Source organism: Flammeovirga sp. SubArs3, from assembly GCF_947387565.1.
GTDB classification, from domain to species: Bacteria; Bacteroidota; Bacteroidia; order Cytophagales; family Flammeovirgaceae; genus Flammeovirga; species Flammeovirga agarivorans.
In genome coordinates this window covers 202,547-226,488 of record NZ_CANDOA010000003.1, presented here as the reverse complement: position 1 = coordinate 226,488, position 23,942 = coordinate 202,547, and the positions used below count along the sequence as shown (strand labels likewise).

At 33.7% G+C, this 23,942-nt stretch carries 17 protein-coding genes; 9 read left to right on the top strand and 8 right to left on the bottom strand.

The features are described 5' to 3' along the window. Positions 1-46 precede the first annotated feature (46 nt). The 3 genes from QL232_RS10050 to QL232_RS10040 all read left to right on the top strand — a co-directional run bounded on the left by QL232_RS10050 (position 47) and on the right by QL232_RS10040 (position 4,677). Positions 47-3,505, top strand: coding sequence for a CHAT domain-containing protein (locus QL232_RS10050; protein ID WP_281614027.1), 3,459 nt, complete (start codon positions 47-49; stop codon positions 3,503-3,505). Between the two features lie 124 nt (positions 3,506-3,629). Then, positions 3,630-3,989: a CidA/LrgA family protein gene (locus QL232_RS10045; protein ID WP_281614026.1), complete on the top strand. Its 360-nt coding sequence runs from the start codon at positions 3,630-3,632 to the stop codon at positions 3,987-3,989. Beyond that, positions 3,973-4,677, top strand: coding sequence for an LrgB family protein (locus QL232_RS10040; RefSeq protein ID WP_211093293.1), 705 nt, complete (start codon positions 3,973-3,975; stop codon positions 4,675-4,677). Before QL232_RS10045 ends, QL232_RS10040 begins: the two co-directional genes overlap by 17 nt. A gap of 66 nt (positions 4,678-4,743) precedes the next feature. On the opposite strand, the gene QL232_RS10035 is transcribed toward QL232_RS10040, so the two are convergent. The 4 genes from QL232_RS10035 to QL232_RS10020 all read right to left on the bottom strand — a co-directional run bounded on the left by QL232_RS10035 (position 4,744) and on the right by QL232_RS10020 (position 9,180). After that, the gene (locus QL232_RS10035) at positions 4,744-5,949 is read right to left on the bottom strand and encodes a hypothetical protein (protein WP_281614025.1); all 1,206 of its coding nucleotides are present in this window, start codon (positions 5,947-5,949) and stop codon (positions 4,744-4,746) included. After that, positions 5,946-6,725, bottom strand: a complete 780-nt coding sequence (locus QL232_RS10030; protein WP_281614024.1) for a GMP synthase — start codon at positions 6,723-6,725, stop codon at positions 5,946-5,948. Before QL232_RS10030 ends, QL232_RS10035 begins: the two co-directional genes overlap by 4 nt. Positions 6,726-6,772: 47 nt before the next feature. Then, on the bottom strand, positions 6,773-7,927 hold the full coding sequence (locus QL232_RS10025; RefSeq protein WP_281614023.1) for a carboxylate-amine ligase: 1,155 nt from the start codon (positions 7,925-7,927) through the stop codon (positions 6,773-6,775). A 134-nt stretch (positions 7,928-8,061) separates the two neighbouring features. Continuing rightward, complete coding sequence (locus QL232_RS10020; RefSeq protein WP_211093291.1) at positions 8,062-9,180, bottom strand: hypothetical protein; 1,119 nt, start codon at positions 9,178-9,180, stop codon at positions 8,062-8,064. Between the two features lie 300 nt (positions 9,181-9,480). Between QL232_RS10020 and QL232_RS10015 the strand changes: the two genes are divergently transcribed. From QL232_RS10015 to QL232_RS10000, 4 genes are all read left to right on the top strand, one after another. Then, the gene (locus QL232_RS10015) at positions 9,481-11,142 is read left to right on the top strand and encodes an alpha/beta hydrolase-fold protein (RefSeq protein WP_281614022.1); all 1,662 of its coding nucleotides are present in this window, start codon (positions 9,481-9,483) and stop codon (positions 11,140-11,142) included. A 34-nt stretch (positions 11,143-11,176) separates the two neighbouring features. After that, positions 11,177-12,625: a leucyl aminopeptidase family protein gene (locus tag QL232_RS10010; protein WP_281614021.1), complete on the top strand. Its 1,449-nt coding sequence runs from the start codon at positions 11,177-11,179 to the stop codon at positions 12,623-12,625. Positions 12,626-12,701: 76 nt separating this feature from the next. Then, on the top strand, positions 12,702-13,925 hold the full coding sequence (locus QL232_RS10005) for an ATPase (protein WP_281614020.1): 1,224 nt from the start codon (positions 12,702-12,704) through the stop codon (positions 13,923-13,925). A 59-nt stretch (positions 13,926-13,984) separates the two neighbouring features. Then, positions 13,985-14,719, top strand: a complete 735-nt coding sequence (locus QL232_RS10000; RefSeq protein ID WP_281614019.1) for an alpha/beta hydrolase-fold protein — start codon at positions 13,985-13,987, stop codon at positions 14,717-14,719. A 57-nt stretch (positions 14,720-14,776) separates the two neighbouring features. On the opposite strand, the gene QL232_RS09995 is transcribed toward QL232_RS10000, so the two are convergent. Further along, complete coding sequence (locus tag QL232_RS09995) at positions 14,777-16,981, bottom strand: caspase family protein (RefSeq protein ID WP_281614018.1); 2,205 nt, start codon at positions 16,979-16,981, stop codon at positions 14,777-14,779. 224 nt (positions 16,982-17,205) lie between these two features. On the opposite strand from QL232_RS09995, the gene QL232_RS09990 reads away from it, so the two are divergent. After that, positions 17,206-19,386, top strand: a complete 2,181-nt coding sequence (locus QL232_RS09990) for a 7TM diverse intracellular signaling domain-containing protein (RefSeq protein ID WP_281614017.1) — start codon at positions 17,206-17,208, stop codon at positions 19,384-19,386. A gap of 1 nt (position 19,387) precedes the next feature. Then, entirely contained in the window at positions 19,388-21,007 is a 1,620-nt protein-coding gene (locus QL232_RS09985) for an alpha/beta hydrolase (protein WP_281614016.1), read from the top strand. A 67-nt stretch (positions 21,008-21,074) separates the two neighbouring features. Here QL232_RS09985 and QL232_RS09980 read toward each other — a convergent pair whose 3' ends face one another. The 3 genes from QL232_RS09980 to rpe all read right to left on the bottom strand — a co-directional run bounded on the left by QL232_RS09980 (position 21,075) and on the right by rpe (position 23,690). Continuing rightward, positions 21,075-21,494: a hypothetical protein gene (locus QL232_RS09980; RefSeq protein ID WP_168883014.1), complete on the bottom strand. Its 420-nt coding sequence runs from the start codon at positions 21,492-21,494 to the stop codon at positions 21,075-21,077. 140 nt (positions 21,495-21,634) lie between these two features. Further along, complete coding sequence (locus QL232_RS09975; protein ID WP_281614015.1) at positions 21,635-22,903, bottom strand: aspartate kinase; 1,269 nt, start codon at positions 22,901-22,903, stop codon at positions 21,635-21,637. A 136-nt stretch (positions 22,904-23,039) separates the two neighbouring features. Continuing rightward, entirely contained in the window at positions 23,040-23,690 is a 651-nt protein-coding gene (gene rpe / locus QL232_RS09970; RefSeq protein ID WP_168883012.1) for a ribulose-phosphate 3-epimerase, read from the bottom strand. Between the last annotated feature and the right edge of the window lie 252 nt (positions 23,691-23,942).

The window sequence follows — 23,942 nt, the reverse complement described above, 5'->3', positions numbered from 1 at the left end:
AAATCTCAATATTAATTCCTTTTCTGACGATCATTTAACCCACCCTATGAAAGTGAGATTCATTTTTCTTTTTATATCGTTTTTCATCGTAAAGCAACATACCTTCGCTGATGGTCCATGGCTGTTTTCGAATTTACATACCAACGATAATTCGGCAGAGATATCAGATTCAATTTATCAATTGGTTCATCAGGGTAAAATACTTAAAGCACAAAATGAGTGTCTTCAATGGATTGAAGAATCTAAAAAGAAATTTGGAGATGATAATATACAGTTAGTCATTCCATATACCGTAACTTCCGAAATATTTATATCCGCTAGATATTACAATCACGCCTTGGACTTTCTTGATGAAGCTTTACGTATCATAGAAATTTCATCCGGTTGGATGTACCCAGATTATGGAATCGTTTTAAATTATAAAGTCTTCGCCTTAATACAGTTAGGAGAATATGAAAAAGCTGAAAGCCTTCTTAATGAAGTAGAGATTATCTATACAAAAACATTGGGAGAAAATCATCCGGATTATAATGCCACTAACATCAATTGGGCTTTATTGTATCAAGGTTTAATGAGATATGATGTCAGTTTATCTTATTTCAAAAGAGCCATGACTTTTAATAAAGATATGGCATTTGATAAGAGGAATCATATGGCAGTCAATAATCAATGGATCAATGTGTTGTTGGCCAAGCTTTATCTAGACAGACATGAATATGAAAATGCTCAAAAACTACTAAAAGATACTGAAGCGTTTTTTGATAAAAATAATCGTACTACAGGTGTTTTGTATGCAGAACTTATGTATCGATTAGGTGACCTTCATTTTTATAATAATGAACTATCTATTGCATTACACTACTACAATAAGTATCAAAAGGTATCTCAAAAGATGTTGGGAGATCATAATATCTTAACCAACAATGCCAACTTTAAACTCGCTACAGTTTATAAAAGGCAAAACTATTTTAATAATGCTATTCCTTTATTTGAAACGGTCATCAAAAAATATAATAAACATGATGATGATGTAAATAAATACGCTCAAGCTATTTTAAGCTTAGCGGATATTTATATATGCCAAGGACATTACAATAAAGCAAAATCATTATTGGATTTAACTGATGATATTGAGTACAATAAAGCACAGGTTCAATATTATCATTTACGATTAAAAGGAAGTTTAGCGATGTATAAAGGAGACTTTATTAATGCTGAAAAATTTCTCCTAGAAATGATGGCCTTTGTAGAATTAAAAGCCAAACATTATTCCCCGCAATATACAGAAGCGGTGATTTCATTAGTTGAATTAAGTATAATTCTAGGAAGGGTAAATACCGTCACCGATGTTGTTCGAAAAGAGTTGAACTATCTCGAAAAAGAAAATTTGACACATACAATATATTATCAGAAACTTCAATTGGCACATATAAGAGTACAATTATCCTTGGGTAAATATGAAAAGCAGTACGGAGAATTAGATACCATATATGATAATACGAGAAAAATCACTGGTAATAATCACTATAGCAACATTAAAAATTTCTTCCTTAAAGGAATCATTGCAGAGAAGAACAAGCAGTTCGATTTAGCCATCAACTTTTATGATTCGGCAGATCACATCTCTGAACAATTAGAAATAATACCTAAAGAGTATCATCGGTTACATATAATTAATGCCAGAGCATTGATCTATCTGAATGAAAACAATTATCTAAATGCATTAAAAGAATATCAACGATTAGAAAATGTTTTCTCAAAAAACTCTGTGTATTATCCTTCTATCCAAGCAAGGTTGGCTTATGTTCACTCATTAAATGGGAATAATAAGTTGGCAGAAGATATCATCATTAAAGCGACCCAAAACAGACTCAATCAATTTGATCAAAAATTAAAGTTCACTTCTGAAGATGAAAAGATCAATTTCATCCATAATAACAAAGATGTTTTTATCTTTTTCAATAGCATTATGATGCATAATGAGGGAGTGCAATCGCAGAAAATGATCAATCAATGTTATAATATTCAGTTAAACTATCGGAAGTTTTTCCTTACTGAAGAAATTAAACGAAAAAATAGAATTCGATCTTTTGGTAACTACAGAACACAACTCCATTTTACGGACTATGCCTATGATCTTGCTATAAAACGTTCTCAATTATCTGCGGCCAATTTTTTCACAAAACAGGAAAGAGATTCTTTACATTTTGATCCTTTTGAACAGGTACAACAGATCAATAATCTTGAAAAATCTATTGTATACGCAAGTGCAGATATCAAAGACTCCGTACGATATACTAATGCAATCAAATGGGAATCAATAAAAAACAACCTTTCCGAAGGTGAGGTTGCAATTGAAATTATTAAACTAAAAAACATTGATTCAACTAAAGATTACTACGGTGCTCTTCTGTTATCATCAGAAGCTAAAAACCCTAAGTTTGTTGTTCTAAACAATGCCGATTTATTAGAAAATGAAGGACTCAACTCCTTTTCTAATTCTATTTATGAAAATAGTCGATCGTTTAAATTGAAGATAAAAAATGCATCTTCGCCACCATATGAACACTTTTGGCTACCAATTAAAAATAAACTTAAGGAACTCAATTGGACAGTAGAGAAAATATACTTAAGTAATGATGGTATATTTAATTCAATAAACATAAATGTCTTAAAGAACCCAGAAACAGAAAAGTATGTAATTGAAGAGGATAACATAAGTATTGTCACTAGTACAGCCTCCATTAAAAAGACAAATATTGTCCATTTTAATCAAAAGAAAATTGTTTTGATGGGCAACCCAATTTTTAGTGATTTAAAAAGAGAACAATTATTAAATCAAAGAGGAAGCCATAATACCATTGATGAGGTAGGATATGACTTTCATTTACCTCAATTACCAGGCACCGAAAAAGAGGTGATTGGCTCATCAAAAATCTTCAAAAAAGAAGGTTGGGACGTAACGTTACTCACACAAGAAACTGCTTCAGAAAAACAATTAAAAAACTTAGGCTTCTCTCCTACTATACTACATATTGCCACTCATGGTTTTTATCTTGAAAAGCTAAGAAATCCTGTCTCGAATAATTCATTATTAAAATCTGGATTATTTTTTTCAGAGATATCCAAAAGAAAAAAGACGCCAATACAGCTCATCTTTGATCAAGGAAATGATGGTATCTTAACCGCATATGAAGTAAAAAACCTAGATCTTCATAATACAGAACTATTAGTGCTTTCGGCTTGTCAAACAGGGCTTTCAGATCTCTCTGAAGGAGATGGCATTTCGGGGTTACAATATGCTTTTAGTATCGCCGGGGTAAAATCTATAATCATGAGTTTATGGAGTGTAGACGATGAGGCCACCCAACAATTGATGAAGTCTTTTTATGAAGAATGGTTTAAAACAAAAGATAAGACCAAAGCTTTCCAAAATGCCCAGATTCTATTGAAAAAGAAATTTCCTGAACCCTACTACTGGGGAGCGTTTGTGATAGTAAATTAAACAGTATTACATAGTTAAAAGTGTAAATAATCCCTTTTTTAATAATTCCAATAGATGATTTTCATTACAGTTTTCAAAAGATTTGGTCTATTATCTTTGTCATAAGATCAAAACAAAAACTACAATGATAAGAGGATTTATGTTGATCCTAGTGATGCTTTCTTTGGGTACACTAATCAATGAAATAACAGACTTACCCATTCCAGGCAATGTGATTGGAATGATAATACTTTTTATTTGTCTATATACTAAAATTATACCTTATGATTGGGTAAAAGATGCGGCACATTCATTAACTAAACGAATGTCTCTATTCTTTATTCCGGCTGGTGTGGGTATGATGAATTACCTGGATCTTCTCTCTGAAAATTGGTTAATGATTTCCGTTGTTATTGTTGTAAGTATGTTTGCAGTTATGTTCTCCGCAGGTTGGACAGGACAATTATTAGGAAAAAAAGACGAAGACTATGACGGAGCTAATTAATCATTTATTTGAAAGTGAGACCTTTGCGTTGGCTGCTACATTAGGTCTATTTATATTATTTGAAGCCATCTATCAGAAATTAAAGACCCCACTATTAAACCCTGTGTTATTGACTATCTTATGTTTAATAGTGGTGTTAAAATATTCAGATGTTCCTTATGAGACTTACCAGAAAAACACCCATATGATTCATTTTATGTTGGGGCCTTCTGTTGTTGCATTGGGAGTCTTATTATATGAACAGTTACACACTATTGGCAAGAACGCCATTGCAATTCTTTCTGCAACATTTATTGGCAGTGTAATGGGAGTTGTAAGTGTAATCATCGTTGCAAAACTATTTGGTGCCGATTATGATCTTATTGTTTCAATGGCACCAAAATCTGTCACTACTCCAATTGCGATGGGAGTTTCATTACAAAATGGCGGTATCCCTTCCATGACGGCTGTTTTTGTTATCATTGTTGGAATTCTAGGAGCTACCGTTGGTCCGATTGTCATTGAAAAAGTTGGTATCAAGAAACCCATCGCAAAGGGTTTATCTATGGGTACTTGTGCACATGGAATTGGAACTGCAGCAGCTATTCAAATGGGTGTATTAGAAGGAGCTATCAGTGGATTGTCCATTGGTTTAATGGGAATATTTACCGCATTGGTCACTCCTGCTTTATTAGAACTTTTCTTCTAATAAAATAAGGGCTTATCACATTTACTATGGATAAGCCCTTTTTTCATTTTCATATCTATGGACGTATTACTCTGCTTCCATAAAACCGATGCTAGCACCAACAAATGTTTTGTTTTTGTTGTACTTCACCCCGATCATTTCACCTCTACTTAAACGGCAAAGGTTAATAATAAGTTCAGGTTTTTCTTGATTATCAGCCCAAGTAAACATCATTCGAACCTCTAACTTGACATCTCCTTCATCTGCAGCTTTGACAATTGGAGCATAATTGATTTTTTTCTGTAAAATATAATTATGCTTTTCCTCTTGTGCGATAGCCTCTAAATGATGTGATTCTACATTAAAAACTACCCCTGCTCCAGCAAATGAGTAAAGTGGTTTTAATACATAATTTTCTAAATCAGATGGGTATTTATCATACGATGAAAGGAACCTCGTTTCAGGTACGTATTCACTTTCTAGATAAGGCATCAAACTTTTAGAGATTCTAAAAAACCAATTGGGATGCCCTGCCCATTCCACATCAACATCGGAATCGGTTAACCTGAATTGAAGGTCTAATGGTTCCCATCTATCAATTTCATCAAAAATTAATCGATTATAGATCCTTTTTATGTGAACCTTCTCTCCTTTATCATTTCGATAAAAAAGATGTTTTCCTTCTTTAATTACTTTGGTGATACAAACTGTCTCAATTCCAAATACTTCTTTGGTAGCAGCAAAATCAACTTTTGTATGTTGTTTTTCAGGAAAGATCTCTAGCAGAATAACATTTTCCTTATCATGTCCTCCTAAAATTACATTTGACAATTTTTGAATATAATCGTCTTGTGACTTTGTGAAGTAAGGTGATAAGTTTTCTTCTAAACCAAATACCTCTTTATACCCTTGCTGCTTAAATATATTAAAAGCAAAAATTGAAGGAAATCCTTGCAACTCGATCATCTGAGGTATTAACTCGTCTTGATCGTTTTTACAAACGGCAAAATCAACGGCTAAAAAATTAGTATGCTCATCTTCATTAGGTACATAACAATTTTTTGGAATAGCTTCTTCTGTGATAGATTTAAAATCTGGTCTTTTTAAAACACTAACAACATCATCACATGCTTGTTTTAATCTACCTACAAATGCCTTTGGAAAGAAAATTGGTGTTTCACACATTCTAAACCCTACTTCATCTCCAAACTTATCTGTGAAATATGAATTCAATTTTTCATAGTTCTCAGAAGAGTATTTATCATTAAATTTTTCTCTTAATTCAGTGATCATATTGTACTTACTTCTTGAAGTTTTTCGATGGCTATATTTAAAAATGTAGAAATAATAGGTCGATCCGCCAGATTAATCCTATCAGGATCTTCTAATACATCAATTAAATTGTTGTATTTTTCTTCTCCGTATTTCTCCGTTATTGTTTTTCTTTGCTCCTCTTTACCAAAGAATTTTAATAGGCTTGCAGCTTCAGCTTCTGGGTGAAATTGAGTGCCAAAAAATTCTTCTGAATACCTAATGGCCATTACAGCCCTTTGGTAAGTAGTATGAGGTCTTTTTTTCTCCAGACAAACAATTTGAGCACCAATTCTATTTAACTGCTCTTCGGTAATATCAAGTAATTGATAATCTCTAGAATCAATAACATAAAAGATATTTTCTAGCGCTGATAATACAGGATCCGTTTTACCTTCCTTTGTTTTATGGACACTCATCGCTCCAAAAGCAGTAGAATTTCTTGGTGATAATGCTCCCAATTTGAAGAACCTACTCGCCATTTGGAAAGAATGACAGATAAAGAACACATACTTTTTTCTTTCATTAGTTAGGTTATGGTTCCATAACTTTTCTAATAAATCAAAGTACTGATCTTCCCACCCTTCATTTTCTGATGGATCTCCAGGTCCACCCGAAGATATATATATATCGTAAGAATCGTCTGGTAACTGACCTTCTGCTCTAAGGTCATAAATTTTGTAAGAAAGATTCTCTTTTTTCTCTTCAACAATTTCTTTGATACAACGCATACCCTCATTTGGGAATTTGTTATACATATCGATAATTGCTAACCTCAAACGGTTCATATAAATCAATTACTTATTTAAGCGACGATTAATTCTTTTTGCTTTTCTTCAACTAACCAAGGTAACTGAACATCAAGACCTTTATTTGTTTCTTCAACAATGTATCTTGCTACTGCCTTTAAATCGTTAGTTTGTTCGAATATTTCTAACTGACGTTTTGATCCAGTACCTTTTTCCAATAGAGCAGGAATACCTTCAATCACTTCACGGCTTCCTAATCCATCGATTACATCATCAACAAAATCGATAATTTCTAACATTAGTTGTTTCGAAAAAACTTCTTTTTTCTTACCGAAATCAATCAGTTTATCCTCCATACCATAACGAGCTGCTCTCCATTTATTTTCATTAATCAGTGAACGGCTATAATTTCTAAATGAAAGATTCTGACGCATTAGTTTATCTAATTTCGCGACAATTGCTTGCACTAAGGCTGCTATGGCTACAGTTTCTTCGGTCGTCATCTGAACATCACAAATTCTAAACTCAATCGTGTTATAGAATGGATGCATACGGATATCCCACCAAATTTTCTTAGCATTATCAATGCAATTGGTGATTTTTAGCATTTCCACATACTCATCGTATTTTGCTGCAGATTCAAAATATTCTGGAATACCTGTACGAGGAAACTTGTCAAATACTTTTGTTCTGTAAGAATTGTAACCTGTGTTACGTCCTTCCCAGAAAGGTGAATTGGTTGAAAAAGCAAATATGTGAGGCAAGAAGTACCTTGCCTGATTCATTAAATGAAGTGCTTGATTACGATCCTCTATCCCAACATGAATATGCATCCCAAATATTAGATTGGATCTTGCTGCATCTTGTAGTTCATTTACAATTTGATTGTAACGAGGGTCATCAGTCATCAGCTGCTCTGTCCATGATGAAAATGGATGAGTACCTGCTGCTGCAATATATTGATTTTGATCTGCAGCCATTTGAGCTGCCATATTTCGTAGTCGAATCACATCTTGTCTCGCCTCATCTATATTTTCACAAATATGAGTACCCACTTCTAGTACTGCTTTGTGCATTTCGGGCTTAACATGTTCTGCAAAGTAAGCTTTGTCTTGATCAAGGATTTCATACAGGTGTGCTTTTAATGAAAGATCGTCCATGCATACCGTTTGGAATTCCTCCTCGATACCTAATGTAAATTTCTTACTCATGATTGGGTTTAATAAAAAAGATGCAGAATAAATTAAAAGGTTTACTCGGTGTTAGGTGTAATCTATTAGTAGAAAGAAAAGTATTACTCCTTCCGAAAAAGAAGTAATACTTTAGCAAAATCTATCAAGATTGATTAAGCCAATACAGGCTCTTTCTTAGCTCTTGTTGTTTTTTTGGCAGTTGCCTTTTTTGTCGTTGTCTTAGCAGCTGTAGCTTTTTTAGCTGTAGCTGTTCTTTTTGTAGTAGTTTTCTTTGCAGGTGCTTTTTTGGCAGCTGTTTTCTTTACTACTGGTGCATTTGATAAAGATTCTTTAATGCTATCTTGAACATAAGTACCCCAAGTTAAGTTGTTTTCTCCTGGTACTTGAGCCTCAGCTCTTTCAATAGCATACTTCGCAGCGTTCTCTACAATCCACTTAAAGTTTTCTGGTCCTACTGATTCTAAACCAGCATCTGGAGCCGGGTTACAGAAATCAATAGCATATGGAATACCATCTCTGATCGCAAATTCAACAGTATTGAAATCATAACCTAAAGCTTGATTAAGTTTGATTACATACTCTTCAATTGTTTTTAACAATTTTGGATCAGTTGGTTGTTCTTGATCTACAACATAACGTAAATGATGTGGATTTTCAGGTGCATATGGCATGATGTGTACATGCTTACCACCTAAACAATAACAACGGAAGTATTCTGTAAATTTGATCTCTTCTTGTAATAACATTACCAAACGACCTGTTTTAGCATGTTTTTCAAAAAGATCTTGAGGACTTGTCACTTTGTACACGTCTCTCCAACCTCCACCATCAAATGGTTTCATGTAAGCTGGGAAGCCGATATATTCAAAAATATTTTCCCAATCCATTGGGAATGCCAAGTTTGTAAAAGAGTCTTGATTTGTGTCTTCAGGCCATTGATTAGATGGCAAAAGAACAGTGTTAGGAACAGGTACACCTACTTTCTTCGCTAATGCGTTGTTGAAGAATTTTTCATCAGCACTCCACCAGAATGGATTGTTAATTACTGCAGTACCTGCACTTGCAGCATTCTTTAAGAAAGCACGATAGAAAGGAACATCTTGAGAAATTCTGTCGATGATTACAGCATAGTCACTTGCTTCACCTTGAACTACTTTATCAATAGAAACAGCTTCAGCCATAATACCTTTAGGAGCGATCTCATTTACTTTGTCAATAAAAGCCTGAGGAAAGCTACGCTCTTTCCCAAAGAGGATACCAATTTTTTTCATGGTGTAAATTTGTTTGATAAGGTTAATTTGTTTCAAATACTTGGGTACGAGTTCACACTCACAATCAATACGAATTAGGTTATTACTTGGTGTTATAAGTTTGTCCAAATCGTCTTAACGGCTGCAAACATAATAAAAGATTTTATTAATCAACGTAAGTAAATGTAAATTTCTAGTTAAAAACTTATTTCAATTAACAATTTTATACTATCATTGCAGCCGATTTAGATATTTATCACATAACACGTCATACTTTTTAGGCGTCACCACACTTTATCACCCATAAGTAATTATCAATTAATGAGTTACGACACTTATAACAAGATTACAACGGATCAATACTATAAAGAGGTAGAACAGTATTACTATTCTCATTTCTTACAAAGAGAGGTAAAACTGAGTATTTTTCTCCCAAAAATAGATAGAGAAAAGCCTTTTAAGGCACTATTTGTTAACGATGGACAAGATATGGAAGCTGTAGGAATGTTATCTACACTTAACTATTTGTACGACCTCAAAATGATTGGGCCAATGGTAGTCATTGGTATTCACTGTAGTCCTAGCAGAATTGATGAATATGGGTGTATTGATGCTGCCGATTATATGAACCGTGGTGACAAGGCAGAGCCCTACTCAAGATTTGTTGTTGAGGAATTGATTCCGTTTATCAGAAAAGAGCATAACATAACGAAGAATCCGCAAGGAATTTCATTTGCAGGTTTTTCTTTAGGTGGATTATCTGCTTTAGATATAGCGTGGCACTATCCAAATCACTTCTCTAAAGTGGGTGTATTTTCGGGATCTTTCTGGTGGAGAGACAAACCTGCAGAAGGAGAATATAATGATGATATTGACCGTATTATGCACAGAACAATTCAGAATTCTTCAAAAAGAGAAGGAATGAAATTCTGGTTGCAAACGGGTACTCATGACGAAACATCAGATAGAAATAACAATGGAATTATCGATTCTATTGATGACACTTTGGATATCATTAGAGATCTTAAGAGTATCGGATACAATGAAGACAGTGATATTACCTATGTCGAAATAAATGAGGGTGAACATAACTTCTATACCTGGTCGGCAGTTCTTCCTAGCTTTCTAACTTGGTTATTTGACAAAAGCCATAAAGTAGAAATTTCTTCACAACAGAAATTAGCTCGTCGGAGGCATACTTCATGGTTTCAGCTCAATGCTTTGGCAGAGGCTCCTGAAGTGGATATCATCAAAATAAGTGATCGATTTGATATTCCTCAATTAGGAAAAAAGAGAGCTGTTTGGGCATTGCTACCCAAAGGTTGGGAATCTTATAAAGAGCGATACCCTGTAATGTATCTACATGATGCTCAAAACCTTTTTGATAAAAATGCTCCTTATGGAATGTGGGGTATTCATCAAAGTTTATCAGAAATGATAAAAAATGGTCAAAAAATGATGGTTATTGCCATCGATCATGGTGAAGAAGAAAGAATAAAAGAGTTCTCCCCTTTTGAACTTGATAAAAAGCAAAGTGGAGGAGCAAAAAAATATATCAATTTCATTATCGATACATTAGTACCTTATATCAATAGAAACTTCCCTTCTAAACAAGGAAGAGAGTTTAGTGGTATAGGTGGAAGCTCTATGGGAGGCCTTGTTTCCTTATTTTCAGGATTATATAGACCTGAATCATTCAAGAAATACATGATTTTCTCTCCATCGTTGTGGTATTCCAAGAACATTTATAGTTTTGCACAAAGAGTTACCCCTTCTTATCCTTCTGATATCTATTTTTATTCGGGTGGACAAGAAAGTGAAAACTTAATTGATGAAATTAACCTATTAAGAGAGATTCTTGTCGAAAGAGGTTTCTCTGAAAATAACCTGCCTTTTTCTATTTGCCAAGAAGCAGATCATTCTGAAGCTGCCTGGGGCAAAGAGTTCCCAAAGGCGATGCAAAAACTGTTTTTTGAATCGTAAAAAGATAAATTTATATCCAAACTTTATTACTGTTATGTCAACAAACATTTTAATTGATTCTGTTGTTTCTTGGGAGATGCCAAGACTCCAACTCTATACCAAGCAAGATTGGGAAGAAAATGTTGATGAAATCGCCAAAGAATGGAAAATTACCAAAGCCATTCTGACCAACGATTTCAAAGCAGAACTTGGTGAATCAATCGTATTAAGAAGAAAAGATCAAAAAGTTACTCTTCTTGGATTAGGTGATACAAAATCATTTAAAAAAATTGAAGATGCAGTAAGAAGTCATGTCTTCAAAAGCAAAGACAAAATGGGTAAGGCCTATATCATAGACTTACATTGCTTAACACATAAGCTCCATAAAATTATCGACCCTATTATTTCGGGAATTTTATTGGGCCATTATATGCTAAAAGGTATCGCCCCTCAGGTGGATATACATTTAGATATTCCTAAGAAAAATAAAGGGAAAATTATTCTAGCAATTGAGGATGCTAAGAAAGTTGCAGAAGCGAAAATGTGGACCATGTATTTGGTAGACACTCCATCAAATATAATTGACCCTCAGGGTTTTGCTGATGAAATTGAAGCTAAATCTAATGACTTTGGCTTTGATGCCACCACTTTTAGATCTAGAGAAGGGCTGAAAACTTTAGGGCTTCATGCTGTATTAGCTGTTAATGCTGGAAGTAGTAATTTACCTTCTTTTTCTATCCTTGAATATACACCTAAAAAACCAATCACAAATATTGCGTTTGTAGGGAAAGGTGTCACTTTCGATACTGGTGGAGTATCTATTAAGGGGTCACAAAATATGCATTGGATGAAATGTGATATGGGTGGAGCTGCTGCAGTTGCAGGTGCTATCGCTGCTATCGCCTCGTTAAAACTTCCGATTGCAGTTACCGGATTTATTCCTGCTACTGATAATATGGTAGATGGCTCCTCAGTAAAGCCTGGAGATATTATTCAATCTCATTCTGGGAAAACTATTGAAATCATCGATACGGACGCAGAAGGTAGACTTTGTTTAGCTGACGGAGTTTCATTTGCCTCAAAAATGAAAAACTTTGAGCATATAGTTGATATAGCCACTCTCACAGGATCTTCAGTAATGACCCTTGGTTATGAAGCTGGAGCATTATTTAGTAATAATGATGAGACTGCTGAGCTAATTACGAAATCAAGTGATGTTTCCGATGAAAAAGTATGGCAACTTCCACTTTGGGATGAATATGCGAAAGGTATTCAATCTGATATTGCAGATGTAAAAAACTATCCTGGTAACCCTGCCGCTGGAGCTATTACTGCTGCAAAATTTATCCAAGCATTTGTTCCTGAAAAAACAAAATGGGCACATTTGGATATTGCAGGTGTAGCTTTTGGAGCAAATGGTTACGGAAAAGATAGAAATGCCACTGGTTATGGAGTCCATTTATTAATGGAGTTCGCCAAACAAGTCATAAAAAACAATCAATAATAATTAATGATAGGAGGTCTTACCTACCTCCTATCATTTTCTCATATAAACCTAAACTTAACGACAAACCCATACAATGAAAAATTCGAACAGACCATTGTCGATTTTATGTGTATCGTGCTACTTTAAAGGAGAAGACTTTCTAAGAGGTGCAAAAGACACAGGTGCAAAAGTCACTTTGCTTACGGTAAAAGATCTAGAGCATCAACCTTGGCCACATGAAGCTATTGATGAAATGATCTATTGTGGTCAATCTCCTGCTGACTGGAACTATGAACATGTAATCAAAAGTTTAGCCTATAAATTTAGAGAAGAACCTTTCGATGTAATAGTTGCACTAGATGATTTTGATGTTGAGAAAGCTGCTTATTTAAGAGAGCATTTCAGAATTGGTGGAATGGGTCAAACAACCGTTCGTCACTTTAGAGATAAACTAGGAATGCGTTTAAAAGCACAAGATGCTAATATTGACATCCCTAAGTTTACTGCTCTTTTTAGTAATGAAGAGATTAATCAATACTTAGATGAAGTAGAAGGACCTTGGCTAATTAAACCAAGATCAGAAGCATCTGCATCAGGTATCAAAAAGGTGAATACTAGAGATGAATTCTGGAGTCATGTGCATAGCTTGGGTGATGAAAGAGACGAGTTTCTAGCAGAAGCTTTTAGACCTGGAGATGTATATCATGTAGATAGTTTATCATTAAATGGTGAAGTAATCTTTACAAGAGCACATCGATATATGAATACTCCTATGGAAGTTGCACACGATGGAGGAGTTTTCAGAACTCACACATTATCACATAGAGCAAAAGAAACAAAAGAGTTACTACAACTAAACAAAGAACTTTTATCTACTTTTGGTTTGAAACATGGGGCATCTCATTCTGAGTTTATTAAAGACTATGCTACCGGTAAATTTATATTTTTGGAAACAGCATCTAGAGTTGGTGGAGCTAATATTGCAGAAATGCTAGAAGCCTCTTCAAATATCAATTTATGGAAAGAATGGGCTAAGATTGAATATGCTGTTGCTACAGATACAGAATACAAATTACCTAAAGTAAAAAATGAATATTCTGGAATTATCGTTTCTCTAGCAAAACAAGAATGGCCAGACCTTCATTCATACAATGAAAATGAAGTGGTGTGGAGAATGAATAAGAAGCATCATGCAGGTGTTGTGGTTAACCATAAAAAACAAGATCGAGTAATTGAATTACTAGAGCAATATGCTTCTCGTTTTTATCAAGACTTTTTCGCAACCATGCCTTCAACAAGAGATAGGCCTGCCATCTAAATTTATAATCACCCACCTTTCAATTATGAAAGGCTATTCATATATAAACAAATTTCACGATGAGACGTCACATTGCAGGTTGGCATAGCCCAAGACTGAATAAATGGATGGATATTGTAACCTATGGTCATTATGGACCTGCGTTATTACTTTTCCCAACTGCAGCTGCAGATTATTTAGAATATGAAAGATTCCAATTGATCGAATCTTTAAGACCTTTTATTGATGCCGGTAAATTAAAAGTTTACTCCATCAACAGTATTAATACTGAATCTTGGATGAATAATCAGATGCATCCAAGACATAAAGTCGAACGTCAGGAAACATTTAATCATTACATATATGATGAGGTGGTTCCTTACATTTTTAACGATTGTGGTGGTCATACTCCTATTATTCTATCTGGAGCGTCATTTGGAGCTCTTCATTCGGCAAATATTTTCTTTAAACGTCCTGATTTATTTTGGGGATTGATCGCAATGTCTGGAGATTATCAATTGCATTCTTATACTAAAGGGTATTCTGATGATCTTACTTTCTTTAATTCACCGTTAAGTTATCTTCCGGGATGGCATGATCATAATATCATCAATCAATTAAAGAATAAACAAATCGTACTTGCCACTGGGCAAGGTAACTTTGAGAAGCCTTCAGCAGCTATTGAGTTATCACATGTACTCAATGCAAAGGAAGTACACAATAATTTAGAGGTTTGGGGACATGATATCCATCATGACTGGCCAACTTGGAGACAGATGTTACCACATTTTATTGGTAACTATTTTGTTCATTAATAAAAAAGCCAGCTTTAAGATTTTAAAGCTGGCTTTTTTATTTTTTTATATAAAGTCTTATTTAATGCCTTCACCAAAGTAAGTGTGTCTTTCTAAATACCAATTGGCAGCGTCTTTTTTCTTTCCTCTCCCTGTTTCATTAAGGATATCATCTAATGCTGCTTGTTCACCTCTTTCCGAAACTCCTTTTTGTTCAAAAATTGAAGTATCTGTGATAATAGCTTTTGAACTTAACATCAAAATATTATCTGTAGTGAAAGGTGGTTCAATTGAAATAAGGTCACTATCACTTAAAGCAATTTTATCTTTATAATTTCCTTTTTTATCCTGACAAATTTGTTCTGTGAAGTTTTCAACTGCAACACCATTTGCTGGAAATAAAAGAGTCATTTCACCATTACTTTCTAGAAGGAAGATATATAAATAGCGATCATTACCATTCCATTTTTCAAATAAGTTAGGATCCTTATAAATCACCATTCCATACTTTTCTCCTTCTATTAAAGCTCCCTCTTTTACTAAAGTTTGATCCGATTCTTTCTGTAAACCAAACTTGTATGGGAAATTTGCTTCATTAGCAGGAACGTTTGTCACTAACCAACCTTTCATATTTCCCAAACGTTTAGCAAAATCAGAAATTACATAAACTTTATCTTCTGATTTCCACATTGTTTCATCTGGAAATGGATTGTGGTTCGTGTTATTATGTGCATGGGCTCTCAACCATGCATATTCTAGTTGGTTATTTTCATTATATCTACCTATCAATCGATAATCATAGACATCAGATTCTTTCACTAGTTCTACTTTTGGTTGAGCACTGAGATCACCTTGAATAGATTGAAAAACTTTTGTTGTTGGAGGAATTTCTAAATAGATTAACTCTCCGGCTTCCAAGTCTTTCTTTTTTAGTGATTCGATTTTTGAAATTGAAGGAACTTTACTACCTAAAGAAACCGGATTTCTTCCGTTGAATATAGCTTCATAATTTTTTCCATTTTTATGAATAATCATTCCTACTTTAGCATCCAAAGGTGAGTACGCCATTATTCCCCCATCATTAAGGTAAACAGCCAATTCCTTCAAACCTTGTTCTTCTATCGTAGTAATTCCAATATCGGTCATCGTAACTTTTAAACGATTTGGACTAAATGGAGCCCACTTCGTCACCTTCAATAAATAACCTTCTTCTAATTTATTTTCACCTTTTATGATTTCTCCATAACAACCGTTCACTCCGAACAAGCGAGTAACTTTGACTACAATCTCATCTTCACCATAAGTTAACTCCGCTCCAGGAACAAGACCGATAGCAGCACCACCATCTAGCGTAATTTTAAATTTAGCTTCAGCATCTATAACAGCAACATGTACTCCTTGTTTTGCATCAGCAACCTTCCCAAATAATGGACGACTTAACCTCTCTTCAGTTGCTTCCACTACAGGGTCTTGCCTAGGTACTGAATTATATAAAATAATAGAATTAACCCTTTTAAAGATATCGTCGGCAGATTCATGTACACTACTCATCTGTAATGCTTTCATTAAAGAGTAAGTAAAAACACCATGAGACTGTCCTCTACTGTCTTTGTATTCTTTTGCTAATTGATAATCCTGAGCTGCAGACACTACCAACGCTCCTTCATCAACAATTGATTTACTTAATGGAAACTCTTGATTTACATCTATATCATCAACAGGAACATATCTTGATTTTAACTCTTCAATATCAATTTTTCCTCTTGTTCCAGATCCTGAGAAGCAATTATCGAAGACAACAACTAATTCTCCTCCTTTCTGAGTTACTTGATACAAGTAATTATTTATTTCAACATCCAGTAAATACTCTCCTGTTCTTAAAACATCTGAAGGAACAATCGCCTCGTGTTTTTTATCCGCTTCATAGAATTTAGAATTAGAGATCTGAGCTCCATGTCCTGCATAATAAACAAATACTTGGTCTCCTTTTGCTACCTTTTTGATTAGAGCATCAAAATTCTTTTGTATGGACTTTTTTGTCGTTGACTTTTCTGAAGTCAAAAGCTTCATGTTCTTTGATGAGAACCCATACTTAGCTTTCAAAATATTATAGATTGAAGTAGCATCATTTACAGCTCCATCAAGATTTTGCCACTCAGCAAACCTTGCTTTATTAGAGTCCATATAGCTATCAATACCAATAATTAGGGCATGTTTTTCTACAGCAAATAAGCTAGAAGTGAATAAAGAACAAAAGAGGAAAAAGGGTACTAAAAATTTCATTTTCAAGAGTTAAAACCCAACAAAACAGGAATATTAATCTAGTTTGATTATTATGTAATGTAAGATACGATCTACGCGATGGAATGTTTCTAATGTAGAATAAATATGTTATAATTATATAGAAATATACATTGGGAACGTTATTTACATACTAATTGTATAGATAATATCTATATATAAAGATACAACCTTTTCGTATACTAACACAACTATTACTTTTTTTCATGAAAATACTTATAACCTATACAACTATTTTCTTGCTTATTTCTTCTATGATTCATGCCCAAAATCAAAGACTACTTTTGGATGAACTAACTGAAGAAATAGAACCCAATTCTTCTGGAAAATATTTCCAAACAGATTCTATCTACACAATTAATGATATCAGAAGAAAGCACAATCTTTTTAGCAACTATAATGAGACTTTAAATTTAGGTTTTACAGATAAACAGGTTTGGATTAATATCCCTATTGATCATGATATTAACCATGCACAATCATGGTACTTTGAAATTGATAATCCTAGTTTGGATTACCTAAAAATATACCTGATCGAAGAAGGGAAAAATAACTTTATTTCTTGGGAGATGGGTGATCTATTTCCTTTTAATTCAAGAATTATTGAACACAGGAATTTTATTATCCCATTAGACTTAAAACCGAAAACCAAATACCAACTATATATCAATGCCAAGTCATTAAATGCAATGTATTTACCTCTAAAGTTTCATACTTCTGATTCATTCTTGGAGAGTAGTATGTTATCCGAGATGCTATTTGGTTTATACTTTGGGATTATTCTGATTATGATTATCTATAACTTAATGATATTCTTTTCATTAAAGGACATCAATTATTTGTTATACATCTTTCCTATTTTCGGCAATCTATTTTTCTTCAGTAGTGAAACAGGTCATAGTTTTCAATACTTACATCCATGGAGTATTTTCATGCAAAAAGTGAATATCCCTATTGCAATCAGTTTTTGGATTACCACATCAACGGTATTTACACTATCCTTTCTAAAAGCAAAAATATATTCGAAACCTATGTATTATGCTCTTTTAGTAATGATGTCATTCGGTATTCTATTAGGAATATTCTCTTTATTTGGCACCTATGAAACGGTAATGGGTACCATGAATAAAGTATCTACCTTAAATGCCATAGTTCTGATCACATCCGGAATCGTAATTTATAATAAAGGAAATAAGTTTGCTCGATTTTTTATCATGGCATGGGCAGTATTCTCATTAGGAATATTTACTCACAATTTAGCTCTTATGGGCATTTTACCTCTAAATTTCATTACGGACAATGCTTTGAGCATTGGAGTGATTTTAGAGATCACTTTACTTTCTCTTGCCTTAAGTGATAAATTTAAAATTATACAGAGGGAAACAGAAATCGTTCAAGCAAATTTATTTAAGCAACAAGAAAATGATAGAAAGACATTAGAAAGAAGAGTTAAAGAAAGAACTCGTCAAATGGAAAAAATGTCTTCAGAAGCAGATCGTTATACGCGTAAAATTGAATCTGCTTACGGTGAGATTCAAAGCATGAACCAAACATTAGTATCACAAAACTCTGAGATTGAATTACAGAAAAAACAACTTTCAACAAAAAATGAGAAAATAACTGCAAGTATCAATTATGCTCAAAGAATTCAGCAAGCTATTTTACCCTCAGATAAAAGCATAAAACATTCATTCGAAAACTCATTTGTCCTTTTTAGACCAAAAGATATTGTATCTGGTGATTTTTATTGGCATCATGAAACAGATAAGCATATATTTATAGCCGCAATAGATTGTACAGGTCATGGTGTTCCAGGTGCATTCATGTCTATGATTGGAGAGCGTCTTCTTAAAAAGATTGTAGTTACTGATAAGGTATGGATGCCCAACAAAATACTTGACCGTTTAAATAAAGCAATTATCGGCGAACTTCATGAAAAAGATGAAGGAACAAGAAAGTTAAAGGACGGAATGGACTTGGCCATTTGTGTCTACGAAAAAAGAAATTCTATTCTTAACTTTGCTGGTGCTAAAAACCCTTTAATTTATATCGCTAATGATCGATTATTACAGGTTAAAGGAGACAAAATGAGTATTGGAGCAGCAGATATTGAGAAATTCAAATACAAACTTCAACGAGTAGTAATTACTGCTCCCACTTCATTTTATATTGCGTCTGATGGTTATCAAGATCAGTTTGGTGGACCTCAGAATAGAAAAATCGGCAGAAAAAAGTTCAGAGAGCTTTTATTTATGTTATCTAAACTTCCTTTCGACAAACAGTTACTTTCACTTAACCAATTCTTAAACCGATGGATGGAAGGTGAAGGAAAAAAAGAAAATCAAATCGATGACATTTTAGTAATCGGTTTCCAAATTAATCCTTAGTATGCGTAATTTTTTTGTATTTCTAATCATTTCATTTTTTTCACTACAAAACGCAAATGCACAATGGTTAAATGAAAACCTAGAAGGAAAATGGATTGGTACAGTAGATTTTGAACTATATCCTGACTTGGTTTTTGTAAATATCGACTCAGTGATTAAAGTAAAACTATTCTATCATCAAGAAGAAACAGAGAAAGTTGAAAACTATAAAGAAACCTCCGATTCTCTTACTTTTCAGATCGATACACCTTCAATGGCTGCCACTTACAAAGGTGAAATCCTAAATGATAGTACCATCATGGGTAAGCTTGAAGTAGGTTTCAAAACTATCAATTGTAACTTAATTCGAGTAGCTTCTATCGACATCAATGACATGGGTAGTCTTCTAGGATTCTTTAGTTTCGAAGATGGCCGTATCATACAAATAGAACCTTTTTATATTGATGGCACTACACACCCACTAAGAGTATTAGATTTCTATAACGGTAAGCAACGTATTTTATATCCAATTTATAAGGATAAGAATAGAGTAACATTTGCCGCTGGGCCTAAGATGGCTACTTCATATCCAACAGATTTTCATATTACTTTATTTAGAAATGATGCTGGAGAAGCACTACGTTTACAATACGATTCATTTACTGAAGGAACATCCTTGAAAGAAGGTAAACGACTGCAAGAATTAGCCAATATTAAAGAGATTACTGTAAAGAATAAAGATATTGATATCGAAGGAACACTGACGTATCCTAATATAGATCACAACAAAATTCCTTTGGTCATTTTTGTTCCAGGAGCAGGTCCTCAATTTAGAGGAAATATGTTTGATGAATATGTGAGAACTCTACCATATTACGGCATTGCTACATTCGTTTATGATAAAAGAGGATGTGGTCTTTCCACTGGAGATATTAAATCTGCTGACTTTAATGATTTAGCTTCTGACTTAACTCAGATTATCAATAAGTTGAAGAAAGCGAAACATATTGATGCTGACCGAATTGGTTTGGTTGGTTTTGATCAAGCAGGATATGTGATGCCAATTGCAGCTTCTGAAAGAGATGACCTTAAATTTATTGTCAATATTTCAGGTTCTGTATCCTCTTTTGCTGATCAAGAAAAACAAGCTTTAGAGCAGCGATTAAGAGCAGATCAGTTTACTCAATTTGATATTGACCTCACCCTGAAATATCAAAACCTATTGATGAAATATTTAGAGGATGGTCAGAAAACACCAGAACTTACTGAAGCTGAAAAAGCGATCCTCGTAACGCCAATGACTGAATATGTCACTACCTTAGATGAAGAAGATTATATTCAATGGTGGAAACGCTACTATAAGTTTGATGCGAAACCGTATTGGGAAAAATTAAATATCCCTGTACTAACATATTACGGTGAATTTGACAACATTCTTAATCCAACACTAAATGAGGAAAGAATAAAGACTTTCTCAAATACTCAAAATTTTGAGACTAAGATTATGAAAAAGTCTAATCACTTTATTATTCAAGGAGGAAAAAGAGGTGATGTCCAACTTACCGAAATCGAAGGTTATCACCCTTTCTTATTCAAGGACCTTAATGAATGGATAGGAATGCAGATGGGACTGATCAAGTAGTCCCAGCAAGAAAAAAAGCCTTCATATAATATTATATGAAGGCTTTTTTATTCTTAATGATGAGAAATTATTCGTTAGACCAAGCTACTTTTCTATTTCTAGCATCAACATTTAAGATAATTCTTAATGGGTTTGGAATAAGTACCAATTTAGTAGGCTTACTTTCCAACTCATCAACTTCTACTGGAACACCTTGAGAATGGTTACAGTCATATTGATTTCCTGTTTCATTCTCTCCTGTTTTAACATATTCTTGAGCAATATAACTTAATGGAGAAAGCACCTCAGTATCTACTGAAAAGTCCTCATGGACGTCACCAATAATATCTTCTAAAGCTTCACCATGTTCATCGATGAAATCATCTTCAAGGTCATGCAATTCATCTTCAATATCATCATATGATTCGTCTTCATATGATAAAGCATTTAATTGTTGGCGTTTTTCAATAATAGCAATAAGTGCCTTGTCGATTGCTGTTGTATCCATATTCTAATTATCTAAGCAGTAATAGCTACTACTGCTTGGGTTAATCATTTTTTAAAGTTGTGAATATCTCATTTCCATTTTTAGGATGCAAGAATATTCTCCTTTCTAATATAAATAATGAAATCAATTAATAAAAAGATTTAATCACCTTCTACCTTAACGGCAACTTGTAATGTATCTCTTGAAAATTGTCTCATATAAACATCAGAAAGATCTATTTTAAGCTCATTTAGAGTGGTTTCCTTGTAATTTTTAAAGGTAATCAACTCCAACCCAGTAGTCACTTGAACTACGAATTTGTCACTAAAAAGATCCTTCAGTTTATCAATTTTACTTGTTTCGTTATTAGTACATATTGACAAAGAAAGTGCTGAGTTTTTAATCATATTGATCTTAATGTTCAAACGAGCACATTCACTAAAAACTACTCCTAAGTCTCCTTTCGAAACATTTAAGTAATCTTGTTCTTCAAACCTGATAATCGCTTGGTTAGGTTTGAATATCACTGAAGTGGTTGTTGGGTAATCAGAAAAGTCTCCAATCACTGTTCCCTCTTTATCCGGTTCTAAAAACGAATTGACATATAACGGAATGTTTTTTAATGCCAACGGTCTTATTGTTTTTGGATGAATAACGGTTGCCCCATAATAAGTGAGTTCCGCCGCATACTTATAGGGCAATTGTTTAAACAGCGTTACCTCATCAATTCTTCGAGGATCACTACTCATTATGCCCGGAACATCTTTCCAAATACACACCTTTTCTGCATCTAAACAATACGCGAAAATTGCTGCAGAGAAATCTGATCCTTCCCGACCTAAGGTTGTCGTTTTATTATTAATTGTACCACCAATAAAACCTTGAGTCACCACAATACTGTCTTGAATCATTGGTTTCACATCATTTTGTATCATTTTGGTGGTCCAAGCCCAATCTATATCTCCCTCTCTCCAGTTATTATCTGTCTGAATATAAATTCTTGCATCTAAGAACTGAGTATCCACTCCTTCTTGGTTTAAATAAGCCGATACGATATGAGTAGATAAAAGCTCACCAAAACAGACTACTTGATCATACAATTCATCATCAGAAAAGTATCTTAATTTTAAGTAAGATTCTAGATCACAAATTAGTTTTTCGATCTGCTGAAAAATACTCGCTGATGGGTTGTTAAAAAGCCCCTTTGCAATATCAAAATGAAAAGTTCTTAATTGGTCAATATGTTCCTGATAATCAACACCTCTAAGATAGTCTACTACAATCCTCTCTATAAGGTTTGTGGTTTTACCCATTGCAGAGATAACTACCACTAGGTTTTTCTGCTCAGAACAATTTTTAATAATGTCTTTTACATTGCTAACTGCTTCAGCACTTTTTACTGAGGCACCTCCGAATTTAAAAACTTGCATATCTTCTGAGTTATTGGTTAAAAAAATGAATAGTTAAGTAGAAGAGGTATTACAAAAATAAACTTTTATTTCAATGATACCACTTTAACCTAACTATTCATCAAAAGTATATGCATCCTAAGAGATGCTTTCTTATTTAATCGATTTTAATCTTTTCGATAGCTGCTTTAGGGTCTTCAGCTCCAAAAACATAACTACCTGCAACCAATACCGTTGCACCTGCCTCAGCTAATTTATCATAGTTTGAAGCATCTACACCTCCATCAATTTGAATCAACACATCAGCACCTGCTGCATCAATCATTGATTTAAGCTTTCTTACTTTGTCATAAGTAGAAGGAATAAACTTTTGCCCGCCAAATCCTGGGTTTACAGACATGATACAAACGTAATCGATGTCGTTTAATAAGAACTCCAAACAATCTAAAGAAGTATGTGGGTTTAAAGCCACACCAGCTTTTAAACCTAACTCTTTAATGTTTTGAATAGTTCTATGAAGATGAGGACAAGCTTCAGCATGTACAGAAATCATATCTGCTCCTGCTTTTTTGAAAGCTTCCAAATAACGATCTGGTTGTTCGATCATTAAATGAACATCCATAGGTTTCTTAGCATGCTTCTTAATTGCTGCACATACTGGTAAACCAAATGAGATGTTAGGTACAAACATACCGTCCATAATATCAATATGGAACCAATCTGCTTTACTGTCATTGATTAGTTCAACATCTCTTTGAAGGTTGGCAAAATCAGCCGCTAGAACCGAGGGTGCTATTATTGTTTTCATTCCTTTGTAAGTAAATCTTTAACACCAAAACTATGGTGTTGAAATTAACTAATTCTTATTCGGGGGCAAATGTAATTGTTTTTTATGGAATGGCTAATAGATGACCAATATTATCTATTACAAAGCCTTGAAAATTGATGACTTACCCAACTATTAAACCTCATTAACAGTTAGAAATACACTTTATATAACACTATTTAGATTTTTAACTATTTATAATTGATATAAATGTGTTATTGAAATCGGTTTAAA

Bases quoted from the DNA above. Each gene is read 5' to 3' on its own strand.
- rpe (WP_168883012.1), bottom strand. From the start codon at position 23,690: ATGAAAACAATAATAGCACCCTCGGTTCTAGCGGCTGATTTTGCCAAC.
- QL232_RS10000 (WP_281614019.1), top strand. From the start codon at position 13,985: ATGAGACGTCACATTGCAGGTTGGCATAGCCCAAGACTGAATAAATGG.
- QL232_RS10010 (WP_281614021.1), top strand. From the start codon at position 11,177: ATGTCAACAAACATTTTAATTGATTCTGTTGTTTCTTGGGAGATGCCA.
- QL232_RS10040 (WP_211093293.1), top strand. From the start codon at position 3,973: ATGACGGAGCTAATTAATCATTTATTTGAAAGTGAGACCTTTGCGTTG.
- QL232_RS10025 (WP_281614023.1), bottom strand. From the start codon at position 7,927: ATGAGTAAGAAATTTACATTAGGTATCGAGGAGGAATTCCAAACGGTA.
- QL232_RS09990 (WP_281614017.1), top strand. From the start codon at position 17,206: ATGAAAATACTTATAACCTATACAACTATTTTCTTGCTTATTTCTTCT.
- QL232_RS09975 (WP_281614015.1), bottom strand. From the start codon at position 22,903: ATGCAAGTTTTTAAATTCGGAGGTGCCTCAGTAAAAAGTGCTGAAGCA.
- QL232_RS09980 (WP_168883014.1), bottom strand. From the start codon at position 21,494: ATGGATACAACAGCAATCGACAAGGCACTTATTGCTATTATTGAAAAA.
- QL232_RS10005 (WP_281614020.1), top strand. From the start codon at position 12,702: ATGAAAAATTCGAACAGACCATTGTCGATTTTATGTGTATCGTGCTAC.
- QL232_RS10045 (WP_281614026.1), top strand. From the start codon at position 3,630: ATGATAAGAGGATTTATGTTGATCCTAGTGATGCTTTCTTTGGGTACA.
- QL232_RS09985 (WP_281614016.1), top strand. From the start codon at position 19,388: ATGCGTAATTTTTTTGTATTTCTAATCATTTCATTTTTTTCACTACAA.
- QL232_RS10035 (WP_281614025.1), bottom strand. From the start codon at position 5,949: ATGATCACTGAATTAAGAGAAAAATTTAATGATAAATACTCTTCTGAG.
- QL232_RS10015 (WP_281614022.1), top strand. From the start codon at position 9,481: ATGAGTTACGACACTTATAACAAGATTACAACGGATCAATACTATAAA.
- QL232_RS10050 (WP_281614027.1), top strand. From the start codon at position 47: ATGAAAGTGAGATTCATTTTTCTTTTTATATCGTTTTTCATCGTAAAG.
- QL232_RS09995 (WP_281614018.1), bottom strand. From the start codon at position 16,981: ATGAAATTTTTAGTACCCTTTTTCCTCTTTTGTTCTTTATTCACTTCT.
- QL232_RS10020 (WP_211093291.1), bottom strand. From the start codon at position 9,180: ATGAAAAAAATTGGTATCCTCTTTGGGAAAGAGCGTAGCTTTCCTCAG.
- QL232_RS10030 (WP_281614024.1), bottom strand. From the start codon at position 6,725: ATGTATAACAAATTCCCAAATGAGGGTATGCGTTGTATCAAAGAAATT.